The 17,734-nt window shown below is 51.4% G+C and carries 15 protein-coding genes, 1 other RNA gene and 1 pseudogene; 8 read left to right on the forward strand and 9 right to left on the reverse strand.

The window, feature by feature from the left end; translation table 11 throughout:
* Nucleotides 1–58: 58 nt before the first annotated feature.
* From ACSTTO_RS10165 to ACSTTO_RS10180, 4 genes are all read right to left on the reverse strand, one after another.
* The gene (locus ACSTTO_RS10165) at nt 59–1,972 is read right to left on the reverse strand and encodes an extracellular solute-binding protein (RefSeq protein WP_439273079.1); all 1,914 of its coding nucleotides are present in this window, start codon (nt 1,970–1,972) and stop codon (nt 59–61) included.
* 103 nt (nt 1,973–2,075) lie between these two features.
* On the reverse strand, nt 2,076–3,938 hold the full coding sequence (locus tag ACSTTO_RS10170; protein ID WP_439273080.1) for an extracellular solute-binding protein: 1,863 nt from the start codon (nt 3,936–3,938) through the stop codon (nt 2,076–2,078).
* 126 nt (nt 3,939–4,064) lie between these two features.
* Complete coding sequence (locus ACSTTO_RS10175) at nt 4,065–4,289, reverse strand: alkylphosphonate utilization protein (protein WP_439273081.1); 225 nt, start codon at nt 4,287–4,289, stop codon at nt 4,065–4,067.
* Nucleotides 4,290–4,394: 105 nt separating this feature from the next.
* A complete protein-coding gene (locus ACSTTO_RS10180) occupies nt 4,395–4,964 on the reverse strand; it encodes a c-type cytochrome (RefSeq protein WP_439273082.1) in 570 nt (189 codons plus the stop codon).
* Nucleotides 4,965–5,143: 179 nt separating this feature from the next.
* Here ACSTTO_RS10180 and ACSTTO_RS10185 point away from each other — a divergent pair, with 179 nt between their 5' ends.
* Nucleotides 5,144–5,908, forward strand: a complete 765-nt coding sequence (locus tag ACSTTO_RS10185) for a 3-deoxy-manno-octulosonate cytidylyltransferase (RefSeq protein WP_439273083.1) — start codon at nt 5,144–5,146, stop codon at nt 5,906–5,908.
* An 18-nt stretch (nt 5,909–5,926) separates the two neighbouring features.
* Nucleotides 5,927–6,793: a prephenate dehydratase gene (locus tag ACSTTO_RS10190; RefSeq protein WP_439273084.1), complete on the forward strand. Its 867-nt coding sequence runs from the start codon at nt 5,927–5,929 to the stop codon at nt 6,791–6,793.
* A 102-nt stretch (nt 6,794–6,895) separates the two neighbouring features.
* On the opposite strand, the pseudogene nudC reads toward ACSTTO_RS10190, so the two are convergent.
* A pseudogene (gene nudC, locus ACSTTO_RS10195) lies at nt 6,896–7,862 on the reverse strand (NAD(+) diphosphatase).
* A gap of 41 nt (nt 7,863–7,903) precedes the next feature.
* Nucleotides 7,904–8,314: an HIT domain-containing protein gene (locus ACSTTO_RS10200; RefSeq protein ID WP_439273085.1), complete on the reverse strand. Its 411-nt coding sequence runs from the start codon at nt 8,312–8,314 to the stop codon at nt 7,904–7,906.
* A gap of 135 nt (nt 8,315–8,449) precedes the next feature.
* On the opposite strand from ACSTTO_RS10200, the gene ffs reads away from it, so the two are divergent.
* From ffs to ACSTTO_RS10225, 5 genes are all read left to right on the forward strand, one after another.
* Nucleotides 8,450–8,546: signal recognition particle sRNA small type (gene ffs, locus ACSTTO_RS10205), an RNA gene on the forward strand.
* 206 nt (nt 8,547–8,752) lie between these two features.
* The gene (locus ACSTTO_RS10210) at nt 8,753–10,558 is read left to right on the forward strand and encodes a DNA polymerase III subunit gamma/tau (protein ID WP_439273086.1); all 1,806 of its coding nucleotides are present in this window, start codon (nt 8,753–8,755) and stop codon (nt 10,556–10,558) included.
* Between the two features lie 83 nt (nt 10,559–10,641).
* Nucleotides 10,642–10,965, forward strand: coding sequence for a YbaB/EbfC family nucleoid-associated protein (locus ACSTTO_RS10215; RefSeq protein WP_439273087.1), 324 nt, complete (start codon nt 10,642–10,644; stop codon nt 10,963–10,965).
* Nucleotides 10,966–11,133: 168 nt separating this feature from the next.
* Complete coding sequence (gene recR, locus ACSTTO_RS10220; protein WP_439273088.1) at nt 11,134–11,739, forward strand: recombination mediator RecR; 606 nt, start codon at nt 11,134–11,136, stop codon at nt 11,737–11,739.
* 54 nt (nt 11,740–11,793) lie between these two features.
* A complete protein-coding gene (locus ACSTTO_RS10225) occupies nt 11,794–13,068 on the forward strand; it encodes a lytic murein transglycosylase (RefSeq protein ID WP_439273089.1) in 1,275 nt (424 codons plus the stop codon).
* A 3-nt stretch (nt 13,069–13,071) separates the two neighbouring features.
* Here ACSTTO_RS10225 and ACSTTO_RS10230 read toward each other — a convergent pair whose 3' ends face one another.
* On the reverse strand, nt 13,072–13,962 hold the full coding sequence (locus ACSTTO_RS10230; protein WP_439273271.1) for a LysR family transcriptional regulator: 891 nt from the start codon (nt 13,960–13,962) through the stop codon (nt 13,072–13,074).
* A 105-nt stretch (nt 13,963–14,067) separates the two neighbouring features.
* Between ACSTTO_RS10230 and ACSTTO_RS10235 the strand changes: the two genes are divergently transcribed.
* Nucleotides 14,068–15,084: a YeiH family protein gene (locus ACSTTO_RS10235; protein WP_439273272.1), complete on the forward strand. Its 1,017-nt coding sequence runs from the start codon at nt 14,068–14,070 to the stop codon at nt 15,082–15,084.
* Between the two features lie 132 nt (nt 15,085–15,216).
* Here ACSTTO_RS10235 and rpsA read toward each other — a convergent pair whose 3' ends face one another.
* The gene (gene rpsA, locus ACSTTO_RS10240; RefSeq protein WP_439273090.1) at nt 15,217–16,917 is read right to left on the reverse strand and encodes a 30S ribosomal protein S1; all 1,701 of its coding nucleotides are present in this window, start codon (nt 16,915–16,917) and stop codon (nt 15,217–15,219) included.
* Between the two features lie 170 nt (nt 16,918–17,087).
* Nucleotides 17,088–17,729 (reverse strand): (d)CMP kinase, encoded by a 642-nt coding sequence (cmk, locus tag ACSTTO_RS10245; protein ID WP_439273091.1) that lies wholly within the window; start codon nt 17,727–17,729, stop codon nt 17,088–17,090.
* Between the last annotated feature and the right edge of the window lie 5 nt (nt 17,730–17,734).

Below are 17,734 nucleotides of genomic sequence, written 5' to 3' on the forward strand. Positions count from 1 at the left end.
GATGGATATTCCTGTGTGTTTATTATTGGTTTTTAATAATTGACAATAAAAAATTAATTTACGATTTACCAAGGCGCTCGGCTTTCTCTTTATCAAACCACCAGAGATATTCAGGATATCCGCCATAAGGGGGCATCGCATTCATGCCAAACTTGTCCCAGTAAGCTGTTGATTTTTTATCACTTCCCCAGCAATAGATCCAATCGCGCCGGTAGCGCAGCAGCCGGTCTAGCACACGCATGACGGCTGTCAGATCCGCGCGATTATCCGCCGCATCAATATCATTGAGCAGCGCATCAATCAAAGGGCTGCTGGTGCCGGTATAATTTTGCGAGCTTGGCACATTAACGCTTTCTGATCCATACATCAGTGCCAGGCCTGGCTTGTCTGGTGTGGGAGACATGCTGGAGGCATAACTGATCATATCATAATCAAAATCCATCAGCCGTTTTTGATAATTTGCAGCTTCTGCCATGCGGACAGATGCATTGATACCGATGGCTTTAAGGTTTTTGATCATCGGGTTATAAATACGGTTAAACCCTTCTGAATTATTGAGAATTTCCAGGCTGAGTATCTGCCCGTTTTTATCACTCAGCCATTGTCCCTTGCGGGTAAATCCGGCCTGTTTCAGCAAATCTGCCGCACGGCGTAATTGCTCGCGATCGCGCCCGCTGCCATCGGTAACCGGCATGATAACCGGCTCTGCCAGCAAGGCTTTGCGTGTTTCTTCATCCATGATTGCGGCATGGCGGGCAATCACAGCCTGTTCCGCAGCATCGGCTATGCCTGTTGCCTCAAAGGGGGAATTGCTGAAACTGGATTGCAGCCGCTGATAAAGATTGCTGAACAGATTGCGGTTGCTCCATTCAAAATCAAAGCAGAGCGTAATGGCTTCCCGCACACGCGGATCCTGAAAATGCCTGCGCCGCTGATTAAGCGCCCAGCCCTGCATGGACGGGAATTTCCAGTCCGGCAAGCGTTTGGCAATGACTTTTCCCGATTGCACGGCCGCAAAATTATAATCATTCGCCCAGGCCTTGGAGACATTTTCAATGCGCCAGTCCAGATCGCCTTTTTTAAAGGCTTCAAAGGCAGGCTGGTCATCGCGGAAAAACTCAATACGGACAATATCGAAATTATTGCGCCCGATATTGACGTTCAGATCTTTAGCCCAATAATTTTTAACACGGTGATATTCAATAAACTGACCGGCAGAAAGTGCGCCGACTCTATAGGCGCCGGAGCCGAGCGGGATATTAAGATTATTATCGTCAAAACTGTTTTTTGTATAATAGGCTCTGGAGAGTACAGGCAGCAAAGCCAGATTGACGATTGTGCGCCGGTTCAGCGCAGCATCATCGCTTTTCAGGGTGAGCTGTAATTTCTGGTCATCAAGCGCGGTTGCCTTTTCCAGTCGTGCCAGCAGCAACCGCAGTGCGGGGTGGCCTTTTTGCCTGAGTAATTCATAGGTGAATGCAGCATCATGGGCACTGACCGGCGTGTCATCATGAAAACGTGCCTGTGGCCGCAATGTAAAAATATAGCTCTTGCCATGATCAGCAGCCATTACAGATTCTGCCAGCAGGCCATATACAGCATCCGGTTCATCAAAGGCTCTGACCATGAGCGTATCAAAACAATATTCCATTCGTGGCGGGGCATCGCCATTGGCTGAAAATGTATTGAGCGTGTTGAAAGTATCGTGCGCCTGATTGAGTGTCCATTGATTGACGCTGAAGCGGAATGCTCCGCCCTTTGGCGCCTGCGGATTGATATAGGAAAAATGGCTGAAACCAGCTGGATATTTCAGGTCGTCAAAAACAGCCAGCCCGTGTTGCGCAGGCAGCATTGTGGGCTGAGCCGCACCGGCGCGAAACGGTAAAAGGGCTGCCGTTGCCGCCGCACTGCCAAGACAGAGCAGGTGGCGGCGATTCATAATTATCTGGCCGGTATTGATATGATCTGACATGGCTTTTCCCTCCTTTCGGGGGCATTGTGCGATAATCAAAACCTGCAATTGAAACTGTAAACTTTGTCAGGCCGGCACAAGGCCAAATCATAGCGAACTATTTTCATGGCTTTGGTTTTATCCACCATGAAAATGGATCAATGCCGGAATAATCCGGTTGCTTTTCCGGTAAATCAAACTTGTTCCAATAGGCCACATTGATTGTATCGGAATACCATTGCGGGACAGTGTAGAAATTCCACAGCAAAACGCGGTCGAGCGCACGGGTTGCGGCAACCAGTTCGCTGCGGTCCTTTGCATAGACCACACGGTCAATAAGTTTATCAATCGCCGGATTTTTAATGCCGGCATAGTTTTTACTGCCTTTCATATCAGCGGCAATGCTGCTCCACATTTCCCGCTGTTCATTGCCCGGTGATTGGCTCTGCGCCACAATTGTGGTGATTGCGTCATAATCAAAATCATTCACCCGCGCCTGATATTGGGCGCTGTCCACCACACGCAAAGTGGCATGAATGCCAACGCGGCGCAGATTATTGATATAAGGGTTGATCACGCGTTCATCATTGGGATTGCTCGTCAAAAATTCCAGCGTAAATACCTCACCTTTATCATTGGTGAGCTTGCCGTTTTTGATAACCCAGCCTGCCTGAGCGAACAGGTCTATTGCTTGACGCAGATTGTTGCGCATGGCCTGCGCACTGTCAAAAACCGGCAATTTAAAGGGTTTGGTAAAAACCTCTTCAGGGATTTCCCCGCGCACGGTTTCAAGAATTTTCAGCTCTTCGGGTGAGGGCAGGCCTGATGAGGCCAGATCAATACCGGCAAAATAGCTTTCAATCCGTTTATACTGGTTAAAGAACAGCAGGCGGTTCATGCTTTCAAAATCAAAGACCCAGTTGAGTGCTTTACGCACGCGTATATCCTGAAATTTTGCTCTGCGCGTATTCAGGAATGTGCCCTGCATCCGGCCGGCAGCATGAAACGGAAAACTGGTTTTGATGACATCACCGCGCTCAACGGCCGGGAAATTATATTGTTCGTGCCAGCGTTGGGCAATATTTTCCAGGCGAAAATCATAAACGCCGCCTTTTTTGAAAGCCTCCCATGTGGCATCATTATTCAGAAAATATTCGTATTTAACCTGATCAAAATTATTACGCCCCACATGGGTTGGCTGATCTTTGGCCCAGTAATCATCCACGCGCTGCCATGTGATGGATTTGCCCGGTATTATGGAGGCAATCTTATAGGCGCTTGAACCGAGCGGAATTTCCAGTGTCGAGCGGCTGATATCGCGTTGCTTGCCGTTTTTATCCTTGCCCTCCCACCAATGTTTGGGCAGGACAACAAGATCTCCCATAATGCTTGGCAATTCGCGGTTGCCGGCCTTGTCAAAGGTAAAAGTAACCTCATTTTCGCCGGTTTTTTCCGCCTTTACCACATCGGCATAATAACGATTATAGAGCGGGGACTGTTTTTTCAGCGTGTTAAAGGACCAGATCACATCTTCAACCGTGATCGGGGTTTTATCATGCCAATAGGCCGTGGGATTGAGGCGGAATTTTACCCAGGAAAAATCTTCCGGATATTGCATCGCCTCGGCAATCATTCCGTAGGATGTTGAGCCCTGATCAAGCGATTGCTCCATCAAGGTATCATAAAGCATGCCGCCGCCAAAGGAGGCAAGGCCGGCAGCAGCAACACCCTGAACCGTATAGGGGTTGAGTGTGTCAAATGTGCCGACGGCTACCTGATCAAGTGTGCCGCCTTTGGGTGCATCCGGATTGACATAATCATAATGTTTGAAGCCTGCGGGATATTTCGGCTCACCGGTCAGGCTGACGGCATGGTGCCATGGCAGGCCGCTATTTGCCCCGCTCTCCGGTGCCTTATCCTGTGCCTGTGCCCAATTTGCGCACAGGCCAAGACTTGCAACAAACATAATCCGCAATGCTGCCTTCATGCTCTCACCTGATAATTCTGCCTTAAGATCAAGGACATCAGTTTAATGATCCTGAACCGAATTAAAAGGGAAAGCAGGCAAAAGCAGGTTAAAATCTGGCGCAGAAGAATTAAATCTTTGTAATGATCAGGCTTTTTTGACGAATTCTGTTTTCAGAACCAGCCCTTTGACCTGTTTTGTATTACATTCAATTTCACCGTCACGGCCGTTCAGGCGTATATTTTTAACCAATGTGCCGCGTTTGATGGTTTCGGATGTTCCCTTCACTTTCAGATCCTTGATCAGGGTGACGGAATCACCGTCCTGCAACTGGGTACCGTTGCTGTCACGTACAATTGTTTCATCGGACATGTGAAAATCTCTCCTGAAAAATAAAAGCCGGGTCTGATACCCGGCTTTAGGATGTAAGGCTGACTTTTGCAACCGTTGTGATCACCGGTTACAGCCTGATGATAATTACGGTTTGGCTTCTTCTGGCGTTGGTAATGGTGCCGGATTATCAGACAGTGAACGCAGATAGGCAATCAGATCGGCGCGTTCAGCGTCTTTCTTATCACCGGCAAAGCCCATGGCCGTGCCCTTGATATAGCCTTTGGGCGAGGTCAGGAATTTATTGAGATGATCATAATTCCAGACTTCTTTGCCCCCTTGTGAGAATTCTTTCATCGCTGCGGAATAGCTGAAGCCTTCAACCGTTGCGATCGGACGGTTCACCACATCCCATAGATGCGGGCCAACCTTGTTTGCGCCGCCCTTTTCACCGGTATGGCAGGCTGTGCAGCGTTTAAACACAGTTGCGCCGCGTGCAGGATCTGCCGAGGCCAGCAATGTGGCAATCGGCACGGCTGCCGCAACTTCCTTGCCGGCGGTGGCTGGTGCAGCGCCGTCACCGGCGGCAATTTCATAGCCGCTTTTCTCAGGAGCCGGCGTCGAAAACAGAGCATCGGATGAAATCTCGATGGTCATGACGACAAAAACCGTAGCCAGAAAGGCCATAATATATTTGTTGGATTGAGACGATTCCATGTGGCTTCTAGCGCTCCTCTTCCCCAACGCTGTAATAATAGTGATTGGTTGTAACTGCGGCGAGGACAAATATCCGCCATTACCGACTTTTGCCGGAAACTAGGTCTTTTATATAGGCATGGCAACACCTATAAGAACGACAACACCCGTGACTTTTTGACACTTTGGGATAAATAACCATGTCCAGGCCGCTAAAATCACTCATTCTTATACCTGCACGAATGGCTTCCACACGCCTGCCGGGCAAACCGCTTGCAGATATTGCCGGAAAGCCGATGATTGTCCATGTGGCTGAACGTGCGGCGGCTTCGGGCCTTGGCCGTGTGGTGGTTGCTACCGATCATGCACAGATCAGCGCTGTTGTTGAGGCGCATAATATTGAGGCGGTCATGACGCGCGCAGAGCATGAATCCGGATCTGACCGGATTTATGAAGCATTACAAGTTATTGATCCTGATAAAGAATTTGATGTTGTTATCAATGTGCAGGGTGATTTGCCAACCATTGATCCGGCAATTATCAAAACTGCCCTGCAGCCATTGATTGACGGGCCTGCCGACATTGCCACCCTTGCTGTCGAGATTACGGATGCGCAGGAAAAGACCAATCCCAATGTGGTTAAAATTGTCGGTTCGCCACTTGCAGGCACCAATAGATTACGTGCGCTTTATTTCACCCGTGCCACTGCACCTTATGGCGACGGGCCGCTTTATCATCATATCGGTCTTTATGCCTATCGCCGTACGGCACTGGAAAAATTTGTATCCCTTGGCCCGTCTGTGCTGGAGCTGCGTGAAAAGCTGGAGCAATTGCGGGCTCTGGAAGCGGGTATGCGAATCGATGTTGAAGTGGTTCAATCTGTTCCGCTTGGTGTGGATACACCGCAGGATCTGGAAAAAGCGCGTCATTATCTGACCGCTGATATTGGTAAAAACGTTCAATAAATAATAAAGGCATGAAAAATGGTAGCGAGGACCAAAAAAATAGCGTTTCAGGGTGAACCGGGAGCCAATTCCGATACGGCCTGCCGCAATATGTTTCCGGCAATGGAGCCGCTGCCATGTGCAACCTTTGAGGATGCATTCAATGCTGTTGAAAATGGTGAAGCCGATCTGGCAATGATTCCCATTGAGAATACGCTGGCCGGGCGTGTTGCTGATATTCATCATCTTTTGCCGGAATCACGGCTGCATATTATTGGCGAATATTTTCTGCCGATCCATTTTCAGTTGATGGTGCTGCCCGGCACAAGAATGGAAGATATCAAAACTGTGCACAGCCATATTCATGCGCTTGGCCAATGCCGCAAGGTGATCCGCAGCAATGGCTGGAAGCCGGTTATTGCAGGAGATACGGCCGGTGCGGCCCGTCAGGTGGCTGAACTTGGCGATAAAAGCAAGGCGGCTTTGGCGCCGATGCTGGCTGCGGAGCTTTACGGGCTGGAGATTCTGCAGAGCAATGTCGAGGATGCGGAAAATAATATTACGCGCTTTGTTGTGCTGTGTAAGCAGGAGCAATGGGCACCGCGTAAATCACCGGATGAGCTGATGGTGACAACTTTTGTTTTCCGCGTGCGCAACGTTCCGGCGGCTCTTTATAAAGCGATGGGCGGTTTTGCCACCAATGGCGTCAATATGACCAAGCTGGAGAGCTATCAGATTGGCGGCACTTTCATGGCCACACAATTTTATGCGGATATTGAGGGGCATCCGGATGATCGTCATGTACAGCTGGCTTTGGAGGAACTGGCCTTTTTCAGCAAGGAAGTGCGCATTGTCGGCGTTTATCCCGGCAGTGAGAACCGCAAGCAGTTGCTTGCAGCTGAGTAAACTTCAAGCAACGGCTTGCAGCTGAGTAGATTTCAAGCAACGGCTTACCACGAAATGAAAACTGGAGGGCTGATCAAAGAGGCGCCGGTTTATCCGGCGTTTTTAAGTGCTTTCCACCCAATAGCGGATTAATGCGCTGGCAATAGCGCCTTGCGGCGGGGTGCGCAGCCCCTGGGGATGGGTGTTTTCCAGCATGGTTCTGGCCTCTTCACGGCCAAACCAGCGCCCGTCCTCCAATTTCGTCAGGGTCAAGCCTCAGATCATCCGACAGGCTTTGCGCAAAACAGCCAAGCATCAGCGAATAGGGAAATGGCCATGGCTGGCTGGCATGATAAATGACACGGCCAACAGTCAGGCTTGCTTCTTCCCGCACTTCACGGCGCACGGCATTTTCAACTGTTTCTCCCGGTTCCACAAAACCGGCAAGGCAGGAATAGGTGTGCGGTGCAAAATGTGCACCGCGTGCCAGAAGACATTGCTCCCCCAATGCCGTATTGCGGATAACCAGCATGATCACCACCGGATCGGTACGTGGAAAATGCTCGGCATGACAGGCAGTGCAAAGCCGTTTGAAGCCGCCGATTCGCATTTCCGTTTTATGGCCGCACCGCCCGCAAAACCGGTGTGTCCGGTGCCATGCAAGAAGAGCCGCAGCCTGTGCAACCATGCCTGCAAGTGCGGGCTCAAGCAGATTATGCGTATAAAGTGCACGATATTCTGCCGCCTGTATATTTGCGGGCAGGGTCTGTATGTCATTTTCCGCTTCCAGTGCCAGATAGGCTGTGCCGTCAGCCTCGCCGAGCAGAACCAGGCTGTCCTGTGTGTTGATGTCGCTCACAGGGCAGAGTTTTTTGATCTCCGCAAGGCTTAATAAGGCCGTGTGCGTGTCATTTTCATCCTGCCGCAAAATAATTCTGTTGTGTGTAAAGAGCAGAAATTTTGCCGCCGGATGATGAAGGGCAGCCGGCAAAGTTGTTTCATCACGTTTTTCGGCATGCGGATCAAGGGTTTTACCGGTAAAGCCGATAGTGAGGTCGGTGAGGGAGGCAGTATCAGAAGACCGGAACATAGGGACACAACATCAAAATCTGCAAGCGGGATCAGGGGGAATCAGGCGGCAAGGCGGGCGCGTAAAATCCGGATGAGTTTATCTGCTTCATCCTTTTCATAGGGTTCACGCGTGCCGTGCCCCCAGACAGGCCCCGGCCAGCCTGCATCGCCGCAGTTGCGGGCAATGATATGAATATGCAACTGGCGCACAATATTTCCCAAAGCGCCACTATTGATTTTCTCGCAGCCGGTGGCGCTTTTCATGGCTTTGGCCACCATAGCGGTTTCAAAGCTGAGCATGGCCTGATCCAGCGGTGCCAGATCATGAATTTCTGAGATATCTGCCCGCTGCGGCACGAGAATCAGCCATGGCCAGCGTTTGTCATTCATCAACAGAAGCTGGCATAATCCGAGCGGGCCTACAGAAAAACTGTCATCTTGCAGGCGTTGATCAAGGGTAAAATCCGGCATATGCGGCCTCTTTATAAAGAGTGGTTTATTACATTGGATATATTCAAGCATAAAATACATAAAAATAATCTGTATTTTTTATTGTTTAGGCTTTTGGTCTTGCATTTTGTGCGCAAATTTCCGATATGAAACACGGGAGGTTGGTGGTGGACGGACCACTCGCCAACCGGGTCAGGTCCGGAAGGAAGCAGCCCTAACGAGCTCGGCACGGGTCATCGTGCCAGCCTCCCACTTTTTCCCCTTCATCATGCAGATATTTTTGTTCGCAAACCGCTGCGGTCTTGCGTAAAGGCTGTTTGTGTTTTCAAAACCAGCCTAATCTGTGTTACAGGGAGAATACAGGCCATACCGGTTGTGATATCCGGTGCGGGGCACAGATTGCCTGAATGGAGCTTGAATTGTGCCTGCATGGCGGATGTGAAGGAGCAAGCAGAACTCATGGATCATAAACCGGCAGACGGCGCTTATCGCGTTCTCGCCCGTAAATACCGCCCGCAAAATTTTGATGATCTTTATGGTCAGGAGCCGATGGTGCGCACCCTGACCAATGCTTTTTCAGCCGGCCGCATTGCACAGGCCTGGATGCTGACCGGTGTGCGCGGGGTGGGCAAGACCACCACGGCGCGCATTCTGGCGCGTGCCCTTAATTATAAAACCGCAACCATTGATCAGCCGAGTGTGCATCTTACCGAAATGGGGGAGCATTGTCAGGCAATTATGGAAGGCCGCCATGTTGATGTGATCGAGATGGATGCCGCCTCCCATACGGGGATTGATGATATTCGCGAAATTATTGAACAGGTGCGTTATCGTCCGGTTTCCGCCCGTTATAAAGTCTATATTATTGACGAGGTGCATATGCTCTCCAATCAGGCTTTCAACGGCCTGTTGAAGACTCTGGAAGAGCCGCCGCCACATGTAAAATTTATTTTTGCGACAACAGAAATTCGTAAAGTGCCGGTTACGGTATTGTCACGCTGCCAGCGTTTTGACCTGCGCCGCATTGAATCGGGCACGCTGACGGGCCTGCTGCGCAAGATTACCGGGCTTGAAAATGTGCAGGCTGATGAGGCGGCGCTGGCAATGATTGCCCGCGCCGGTGAGGGTTCTGCACGCGACAGCCTCTCCATACTTGATCAGGCGATTGCCCATGGTAATGGCAAGGTGGATAGCCAGACCGTGCGGGAAATGCTTGGTCTGGCCGACCGTGCGCGCATTATCGACCTGTTTGAAATGCTGATGCGCGGTGATGTGGCCGCGGCGCTCAATGAGTTTCGTGCACAATATGATGTGGGGGCAGATCCTTCTGTTGTTTTGAGTGATCTGGCAGATTTTAATCATCTGGTCACCCGTATGCGGTTTACGCCTGATGTGGCGCAGGATATGTCGCTCTCGGAAGATGAGCGTGTGCGCGGGGCAGAAATTGCCAAAACACTTTCTGTGCGGGCATTGTCGCGCTGCTGGCAAATGCTGCTCAAGGGTATTCACGAGGTGGAAACATCATCGCGTCCGGTGCAGGCGGCAGAAATGCTGCTGATTCGTCTGGCGCATTCTGCCGATCTGCCAACGCTGGATGAGGCGTTGAAAGCCATTGCCAGCGGCCATAATGGCCGCGGCAGCCCTGCGCCATCGGTACGGCAGGGCGGTCATGGTTCTGGCGGCACAACGCATCATACCTCAGCCGGCGCTGTTGCCGGTCAGATGATACCGCGCCAGAATAATGGCGGTGCGGTTCTTCGTCTGGCGGAACCGGCTGCACAGGCAGAGAGGCAGGCGCAGCCCGCAAATGACCACAGGGCGGAAGCTGCCTCTCAGACATCATCTGTGCGTATTCGTGATCTTAATGACATTGTTAATCTTGCCGGTGACAAGCGTGATCTGCAGTTCAAGATTCTGGTCAAGAATTACGTGCGCTTGGTTTCCATCGGGCAAAATCGCATGGAAATTGCACTCACTGAACATGCGCCGAAAACACTGGCCACTGATATGGCTCAGCGCCTGCTTGACTGGACGGGCGAGCGATGGATGATTTCTGTTGCGCGTGAAGGTGGCGGCCAGACCGTAAAGGAAGCGGAAACCGCAAGGCGTGCGGAACTGGTAACAGATGCCCGCGCCGATCCGGATGTGGCGGCGATTCTGAACCGGTTTCCCGGGGCAAAAATCATTGATGTGCGGATTACCGCTGCAGATATGGACGATGGGGCCGCAGATATGGATGGCGGTGTTTTTGAGGATGAAGAATAAGCCGCAACATATATAACCGTAGTTGAAACGGCCGTTAGCGTAAACCATTTATAATATAAAAATAATCTGAGGAGTTCTGCCACATGCGTGACATGATGGGGATGCTGAGCAAAGCAAAGGAAATGCAGGCTAAAATGAAGGCCATGCAGGAAGAGATTGCACAGATGGAGGTGAGCGCTGCTTCCGGTGGCGGTCTTGTGAGCCTGACATTGCTTGGCAAGGGCACATTGAGCAGTCTCAAGATTGATCCCTCCCTGCTGAAGGAGGGTGAGGGCGAGATTCTGGAAGATCTGATTATTGCGGCACATAATGATGCCAAGGCAAAGCTGGAAGCAATGGTGGCAGAAAAGACGCAGGCTCTGACCGCCGGACTTCCTATTCCTCCGGGCATGAAACTGCCATTCTGACAGCCGCTCTGGCTTATGTGATTATTCTGCCTGTATTGTCCGGATTTGAGGCATATTCCGCAATTTAACGGGCAGTTTTTAAAATAAATATATGCTCATGCAAAAGATCAGGATGATGATCTGACAGGATCAGGTCATCATCGCTTTTCTGTGTTCTAAGTCTTTATTATGTCAAAACGAATCGCCGGACCTGAGATTGAACGCCTGATTCAGCTGCTTGCCCGCGTGCCGGGGCTGGGGCCGCGTTCTGCACGCCGCGCCGCGCTGCATCTGATCAAGAAAAAAGATGCATTGCTGGTGCCGCTGGGGCAAGCCATGCAGGAGGCTGCGCAGAAGGTGCGTATCTGCTCTTGTTGCGGTAATGTGGATACCAGTGACCCCTGCACGGTTTGCGAGGATCCGCGCCGTGATCCGTCGGTGCTGATTGTGGTTGAGGATGTGTCTGATCTCTGGGCGCTGGAGCGGGCCGGCACCATGAATGTGCGCTATCATGTGCTGGGCGGGCGCTTGTCACCGCTTGATGGTGTGGGGCCGGATGATCTTAATATTAAAGGCTTGATTGAGCGTGTGGCCGGTGGCGAGATTAAAGAGATTATTCTTGCCGTGAATGCAACGGTCGAAGGGCAGACCACGGCGCATTATATTACTGATCAGCTGGACGGGATGGATGTGAAAATCACCCGTCTTGCCCATGGCGTACCGGTTGGCGGTGAGCTTGATTATCTGGATGAGGGGACATTGGCAGCGGCGCTGCGTGCCAGAACCATATTATAAAACCGGCGGCCGGTTTATTCCGGTGCCTGTAATTCTTATATAACGGGAGCAGCCATGCAGAAGAGTTTTTTCCGGCAGGTTCTGGTGGCGCTCAGCCTGTGCGTGGCGGTTCCCTCTGCTATATTGACAGCTCAGGCTCAGCCCTATTCTGCCGCAGTCAAATCCCGCGCAAATGCTGATTTTCAGCAATGGCTGGAGCAGGATTTATGGCCGCAGGCACGGGAGCGCGGCATCAGCCGCAGTATTTTTGATCAGTCTTTGTCGAATGTGCAGCTCAACTGGAAATTACCCGATCTTGTGCCCCCCGGTACCAAACCACAGGTGCCAAAACAGCAAACACAATCGGAATTTGGTGTGCCGGCCAATTACTTCCGCGCTTCAGCGGTTGATCCTGTTGTCAGCTCTGGCAGGGCGAAACTGAATACCCATAAAAAGCTGCTTACAAAGATTGAGCGGGATTTTGGTGTGCCTAACGGTATTGTTATTGCCATATGGGGGCGTGAATCTGCTTTTGGTGCGGTGAAAATTCCCTATAACGGATTTGAAGTGCTGGCGACCAAGGCCTTTATGGCAACGCGCAAAAACATGTTTCGTGCGGAATTGCTGGCCGCGCTTGAAATCGTGCAAAAAGGCTATATGGACAGTGCGCATCTCAAAAGCTCATGGGCGGGTGCCCTTGGCCAGCCGCAATTCATGCCAAGCTCTTATTTGGAACATGCCGTTGACTATGACGGGGACGGGCGGCGCGATATCTGGAATTCCGTACCGGATACGCTGGCTTCGATCGCGGCTTATTTGCAGCATTTTGGCTGGCAGAAGGGGCGTGACTGGGGTTTTGAGGTTATTGTGCCGCAAAATGTTTCCTGTGCGCTGGAAGGGCCGGATCAGGGCAGGACATTCAAAGATTGGGCAAGCTTGGGGATTGCCCGGGTCAATGGCAGGGCATTTCCCGCGCAGGAAATGGATCAGCAAGGCTTTTTGCTGATGCCTGCCGGCCGCCATGGCCCTGCATTTATTGTCAGCCAGAATTTCTATGTGCTGAAAAATTATAATATGAGTGATCTCTATGCGCTGTTTATCGGCCATGTTTCCGACCGGATGAGCGATGGTAGCGGTGGTTTTTCACAAAGTTGGGGCACTGTCGGCGGCCTTTACCGTTCCGATGTGGCGGCCATGCAGAGACGCTTGCAAAGACAAGGCTATGATGTGGGCAAGCCTGATGGCCTGGCCGGATTTAAAACCCGCCGTTCCATCGGCATCTGGCAGGAGAAAAACGGCCGGCCTGCCACTTGTTTTCCTGATAAAAGGCTGATCAGCGCAATTCGCTGAAGATTATTGCGCTTTGGCCTTACTGATTATTTCATGCAGGGCTTTCACGGCATGGCTGCAATAGCGTTCGCGATGGGTGAGCAGCCAGAAACGGCGCGGCGGCAGGGTGAATGGCGCCTGTTTCAATGTGCCGGCTGCAAGATGGGGGCGCGCAGCAAGTGCGGAAAGCATGGTGGCGTAATCGCCTGCAGTTAAGGCTGAACAAATAGCCTCATTGGAAGGGAGCTCCAGCGCCAGCGGCAGCATGGCCGGATCATAGCCATGATCCCGCAGATGATTTTCAAAAACCGCGCGGGTGCCTGAGCCTTGTTCACGTAGAATCCAGAAGCTCTCCGGCAATGTTTCAATGTCAAGCATGTCCAGATCTGCCCAAGGGTGCTGCGGGCGCACAACGGTAATCAACTGATCCGTTGCCACCGCCTCTTTGTGCAGGAGCGAATCTGTTGTTTCACTCTCGATAAAACCCGCATCCGCATATCCTTCCCGCAAGCCCTCAACAACCTGTTCGCTATTACCGATGGAGAGCCTGATAGCAATTTGCGGATAAGTGGTATGGAATTGCGCCAAAAGCGGCGGCAGCCAGTAACTGGCAACGGTCTGGCTGGCATAAATATGCAGGCTGCCGCGTTGCAGGCCGGTTATTTCCGTTAATGTTTGTTCCGCAGCACGTGCGCGTGCAAGCACGGCTTCTGCCTCATGCAGAAAAATGCGCCCTGTCTCATTCAGCTCAATCCGCCTGCCGATCCGGTTGAACAGGAGCGTATCATAATGATCTTCAAGGTTTTTGATGGCGGCACTGACCGCAGAGGGCGTCAGATGCAGGTTTTCGGCCGCTCGTGTGAGGTGCTGTTGCTTGGCGACAGCCGCAAAAATACGCAATTGCTCAAGGGTCATCATGGCAGATCATTCGTTTTAATTGAATAAAACATACCATATTTTCAAATGGAATGAATAATTAAAATAGACGATAGGATTAGAAAAATTATCGGAATTGCAATGATGCAGCATAGTAATATTTCTAATCTTACCCGTATTCTGCCAGGTTTTATGCTCTGCCTATTGGTTAGCGCCGCAGCTCTGGGGCTGGAGCTTGCCGAGGCGCGGATTTTGGGCCGGGCATGGCTGGAGGCGATTGTGCTGGCCATTTTGCTTGGCGCGGCGGTGCGTTCTCTGATTAAACTGCCTGCGCTCTATCATGCCGGCATTCAGTTTTCTGCCAAAATAGTGCTGGAGATTGCCATTGTGCTTTTGGGGGCTTCTATCAGTGCTGAAGCTGTGATGCAGGCAGGCCCTGCATTGATTGCCGGCATCGCCGCTGTTGTTCTGGTGTCGATTGGTTTGAGCTATATGATTGGCCGGATGATGCGCTTGCCGCACCGCATGGCGGTTTTGGTTGCTTGTGGCAATTCAATTTGCGGAAATTCCGCCATTGCCGCCACCGCGCCGGTGATTGGCGCCGATAGTGATGATGTGGCTTCTTCCATTGCTTTTACGGCGGTATTGGGTGTTGTCGTGGTGTTGTGCCTGCCCTTGCTGGTGCCGCTGCTGGATTTATCTGCAGCACAATATGGTATTCTGGCAGGACTTACCGTTTATGCAGTACCGCAGGTTCTGGCGGCCACAGCGCCGGTTGCAGCATTGAGTGTGCAGATCGGCACGCTGGTTAAGCTGGTGCGTGTGTTGATGCTGGGGCCTGTTATTGTGACAATTGGTATTATCGGGGCGCAGTCTGGCGGCCATCGTCCCAAATTATCGCAAATGGTGCCCTGGTTTATTATCGGCTTTCTGGCCATGATGGCGTTGCGCAGTCTGTCTCTCATTCCGCAGGCGGTGCTTGATCCCTTGCATGATACCAGCACTGTTTTGACAGTGATTGCCATGGCAGGGCTCGGGCTTGGTGTGGATGTGCGCTCGGTTCTCAAGGCCGGTGGACGTGTAACCCTGACGGCTGTTTTTTCGCTGCTGGCGCTGGGGGCAATCAGCCTGTCATTGATCGCTGTTCTGGGTGTTGCCTGAGTGAGGCCTTTAAAAAAAACCGGATTGACCTGATGATCTTATAAAAAATCCCCCGCCGGATTGTTCCGGCGGGGGATTTTTTATAACAGAATAAACAGGGCTCAATCACATGGATAAAGCCCTGTTCATAAATTAGTTATTTTCAGACTTCTTCATTGCAGCAGCAAGAATGTCACCGAGCGATGCGCCGCTATCTGCAGAGCCATACTGGGCAACAGCTTCTTTTTCTTCAGCAATTTCGAGTGCCTTGATGGAAACCTGCAATTTGCGGGTTTTCTTGTCAAAGGAGACAACGCGTGCGTCAACTTTCTGGCCAACGGAGAAACGCTCTGGGCGCTGTTCGTCACGGTCACGCGACAGATCGGAGCGCTTGATGAAGCTTTCAATGTCGTGATCAACAAGTTTAACTTCCACGCCGCCATCGGTGATGCCGGTTACTTCACAGGAAACAACTGCGTTTTTGCGCAATTCACCGGAAGAGGCTGCTTCACCAACGCTGTCGCCGGTCAGCTGCTTGATGCCAAGCGAGATGCGTTCTTTTTCGATGTCCACATCGAGAACCACTGCCTTGACAACATCGCCCTTATTATACTCTTCGATAACCTGTTCGCCCGGACGGTTCCAGTCGAGATCGGAGAGGTGAACCATGCCATCTACATCGCCGTCAAGACCAATGAACAGGCCGAATTCGGTCTTGTTTTTGACCTCACCTTCAACAACGCTATTGGCCGGATATTTCTGGGCGAAGGTTGTCCAAGGGTTGTCGAGAGTCTGCTTGAGGCCGAGCGAAATACGACGCTTGACCGGATCCACTTCGAGGACGACCACTTCAACTTCCTGAGAGGTTGAAAGAATCTTGCCCGGATGGACGTTCTTCTTTGTCCAGGACATTTCAGAAACGTGGATCAGACCTTCAATGCCCGGTTCGATTTCAACAAATGCACCATAATCGGTGATGTTGGTCACATTACCGGAGATCTTCTTGCCGATCGGATATTTTGCGCCGATGCCATCCCAAGGGTCATTTTCCAGCTGCTTCATGCCCAGAGAAATACGATGTGTATCCTGGTTGATGCGGATGATCTGAACCTTGACCTGCTGACCGATGGTCAGGATTTCAGACGGATGGTTCACACGGCGCCATGCCATATCGGTCACGTGCAGCAGACCGTCAATGCCGCCGAGGTCAACAAACGCACCATAATCGGTAATGTTTTTGACAACGCCGTCAACAACCTGGCCTTCTTCAAGGTTCTGAACGATTTCAGAACGCTGTTCTGCACGGGATTCTTCCAGAACAGTACGACGGGACACAACGATGTTACCGCGACGCTTGTCCATTTTCAGGATTTCAAACGGCTGCGGATTGTGCATCAGCGGGGTCACGTCGCGGATTGGGCGAATGTCAACCTGAGAGCGTGGCAGGAACGCAACGGCACCGTCAAGATCAACGGTGAAACCACCCTTAACCTGATTAAAGATAACGCCGTCAACGCGCTCACCCTTGCCGAATTTCTCTTCAAGGCGAACCCAGCTTTCTTCGCGGCGTGCTTTTTCGCGCGACAGAACAGCCTCGCCAAGCGCGTTTTCAATACGCTCAACGTAAACTTCTACCTCGTCGCCCGGCTTCATCGAGCCGTCTTTGCCCTTGGCGCCGAATTCCTTCAGCGGCACGCGGCCTTCAACTTTGAGACCTGCATCAATGATTGCCATATCTTTTTCAATGGCAACAATACGGCCCTTAACAACATAACCTTCAGCAAGGTCATTATTGGCGAAGGACTCGGCCAGCAGGGCTTCAAAATCTTCGCGTGTCGGGTTTAAATCTGACATGTAGACTCCTGATGTATCCGTGATATTCACGCGATACGGCGCCGGGGGTTAGTGTTTCGGTTATGTCTGAAAACAAGCCGTTCTTTAATTCAAGAACAATCCGGCGCATGGCCTGAACGCAGACAATTTAATATATAACGCAATCCGTATTTCTGAAATTCAGAGGATAGTCAGTTGCGCAATGCTGCATCTATCAGCTTTTTAGCTTCAAGAAATGCCGCTTCTATATCCATTTTACTGGTATCGATCAAGTGCGCATCATGTGCGGGCTTCAACGGAGAGGCAGAGCGTTTCATATCGCGCTCATCGCGGCGCCTGAGATCATCCAGAACCGCATTATAATCCGCATTGACATTATTTGCACGCATTTCATTAAAACGGCGCTCCGCACGCACTTCCGCCGAAGCCGTAATATAGAGCTTGACCGGTGCATCAGGGCAGACAACGGTGCCGATATCACGCCCGTCCAAGACAGTGCCTGGCAGGTTTTGGGCAAATTTGCGCTGGGCTTCAACCAAAGCGTGGCGCACTTGCGGCATTACAGCCACTTTGGAAGCAGCCTCGCCAATATTATGGGCAGAAAGCAGAGTGCGATCCAGCCCTTTTAAGTCGAGCTCCTGTGCAATGCCTGCTGCGATTGCCTCATCATCAAGCGGTAACCCTTTGTCAATCAGGGCTTTGGCAACAGCACGATAGGTGAGGCCGGTATCCAGATGGTTAAAACCATAATGTCTGGCGAGATTGCGGGCAAGTGTTCCTTTGCCGGAGGCGGCAGGCCCGTCAATGGCAATTATGAAGGCTTGATTTTGCATTGCGA

Origin of the sequence: Pseudochrobactrum albidum, from assembly GCF_051851455.1 — a bacterium.
Lineage (GTDB): Bacteria > Pseudomonadota > Alphaproteobacteria > Rhizobiales > Rhizobiaceae > Pseudochrobactrum.